The organism is Flavobacterium sp., from assembly GCF_021151785.1.
In the GTDB taxonomy this organism is placed as follows: domain Bacteria; phylum Bacteroidota; class Bacteroidia; order Flavobacteriales; family Flavobacteriaceae; genus Flavobacterium.
On record NZ_JAGKWP010000179.1, the window covers coordinates 1 to 2206 of the forward strand.

Genomic DNA, 2206 nt, shown 5'->3' on the forward strand with positions numbered 1-2206 from the left:
ATTAACGATTCAAGATGGTGGATCGTTATCTGTTAATGGTGATATTAATTCTACTACGGTAGATGTTGGCCAAGGCGGTGCTGGTGGTTCTTTAACTGTAGCTTCAGGTTATGATTTAACCGGTAGTTTGAATGTTAAAGATAACTCAACTGCTACATTTGAAGGTGCAGCTTCAGTTGCTGGTAACATTAGCTTAAGTAGCTCTTCTATACTAAATCTAAACTCTGGTACAGTTTCAGGAACTATCCTTGGTTCATCAGACAATATTGGTACAGTAAATTTTGGTGATGATTTCAGCTTATCAAACAGCTTAGGTAACAGTTCTCATACAATTAATACCGTAAACGTAAATTCAGGAACTCTAACTGTTGGTTCAAATAGCGTTGATGCTACAAACGTTAATATTGCAAGCGGTGCTGAATTAACTCTTGCTGACGGATCTTTTTCTGGCCTTATCAATGGTTCCTCATCTAACTCTGGTACATTAAACTTTACTGAAACCAGAACAATGACTCAGTCAATTGGTGCTACAAACTCTTTGGCAGCAATTAATGTTTCTGACTTAGCTAATATCACTTTCAACTCTTCTGTTAATGCTGGAACTGTTACAATAGGTGAAGGAAATTCTGGTTCGATTAATGTTACGACTGGCAACAACTTAACCGGTAATGTTATTCTTGAAGAGAGCGCTGTTATTACCTTGTCAGGCAGTGCAACTTTAACTGGTAACGTTACTTTAAACGACTACTCAACTATCAACATCAACACTGGTTCAGTTTCTGGAAGCATTCTTGGTTCTTCGGATGGTGTTGGTATCGTTAACTTGAATAACAACTCTACATTAGTTGGTGATATCGGTAGTGCAGATTATTCCGTTAATAGAATTAATGTTGCCGCTGGCAAAACTGTAAGCACTGGTTCAAGTGATATTGACGCAAGCACCATCAGGTTAAATAGTGGTTCAACTCTTGCTCTTGGTTCTTCAACTGTTACTGCTGCAATTGACGGTTCTGCAAATCTAACCGGTACTTTGAATGCTTACGGGACTTCAACTGTAATCGGTGATATCGGTGCAACTAAGAGTTTGGCTTCTGTTACAGTAAGTAATGGAGCTACTTTAGAGGTTGATGGTGATATTACAGCTTCGACTGTAACTGTTGGTGAAGGTGGAGCACTTGCTTCCTTCATACTTGATTCTGGAAACACCTTAACTGGTAGTTTGACTCTTAACAGCAACGCTTCTGCTACTCTTTCAGGAACGGCCTCTGTGTCAGGAAATATCGCTTTGAATAGTGGTAGTACATTAGATATAAATTCTGGTACAGTTTCTGGAACTATTCTTGGTTCGGGAAGTGGAAATGGTACTGTGAACTTCAACCAAGATTATACTTTAACGAACGACGTTGCTAGATCAGATAGCGCTTTGAGTGCTATCAATGTTGCTGCTAGCAAAACTTTAACTGTTGGCTCAAATGATATATATGCTAACTCAGTTAACTTGAATTCCGGCTCAACTTTAAGTTTAGGCACAGGTTCTATTTCTGGTGCGATTGATGGTTCAGATTCTGATACCAAAGTAGGAACGGTTCTATTGACGGCTGACAATACTATTACTAGCACAATTGGTACTACTAATGGAGTTGCTGCTGTAAATATTAACGATAGTGCTGATGTTAGTTTCAGCGAATCTATTACGGCGACTACTGTAACTGTTGGCCAAGGTGAAGGTTCTGCTTCTTTAACTCTTGCTTCAGGAAAAACTTTAACTGGTGATTTGACGGTTGATAACGATTCAACTGCTACATTCTCAGGTTCTGCTTCTGTGGCTGGTAACGTAACTTTAGATAGCGGCGCAATTTTGAATTTGAATACTGGTTCAGTTTCGGGAACTATTTTAGGTTCTTCTGATGGCGTAGGTACATTGAATGTAAATGGAAACTTCTCTCTATCAAACAGCGTTGGTAGCTCAGAAAATTCATTGAATGCTGTTAACGTTGATTCAGGCGTTGTGTTAACGGTTGGTAATAACACTTTGGATGCTACATCAATTAATTTAGGTTCAGGTTCTGAGATTGTGATTTCTGCATCAACTGTTACTGGTAATGTACTTGGATCATCTGATGGTGTGGGTACTGCTTCGATTACTGGAGATGTTTCGTTGAATGGTAATTTGGGTAGTTCTTCTAATTCTTTAGCTAATGTTAGT

Annotated in this window: 1 protein-coding gene; it reads left to right on the forward strand. The window is 38.9% G+C overall.

The genetic code is table 11. The features are described from left to right. The coding region (locus tag QZ824_RS11430) for a hypothetical protein (protein WP_291276144.1) at positions 1-2206 on the forward strand (2206 nt) is incomplete at both ends.